This is a genomic window from Rhizobium ecuadorense, from assembly GCF_001187535.1.
GTDB lineage: Bacteria > Pseudomonadota > Alphaproteobacteria > Rhizobiales > Rhizobiaceae > Rhizobium > Rhizobium ecuadorense.
Window position 1 is genome coordinate 1 of the sequence record NZ_LFIO01001516.1, and the last position, 269, is coordinate 269.

The following is a 269-nucleotide window of genomic DNA, read 5'->3' on the forward strand; positions in this document are numbered from 1 at the left end:
ATCCGCGTCTTGCACAGCGATGCCCGCACCGCCGCCCCCAACGTGCCCGACAGCTACCACTTCCGCCCGCCCTTCGGCTGGATGAACGATCCGAACGGTTTTGGACGGTTCGGCGGAAACGCTCACCTCTTCTACCAGCATTATCCTCATGAGCCGCGCTGGAACACTATGCACTGGGGCCATGCCGTCTCGAAGGATTTTGTCCACTGGACGCATCTGCCCATGTTCCTCTTCCCGGCGGCGCATCTATCGGAAAAGGACGATGGCCG

At 61.3% G+C, this 269-nt stretch carries 1 pseudogene; it reads left to right on the forward strand.

Going from position 1 to position 269, the window contains the following annotated elements:
- Window positions 1-269: pseudogene (locus AF337_RS31205) on the forward strand (glycoside hydrolase family 32 protein); the annotation flags it as partial.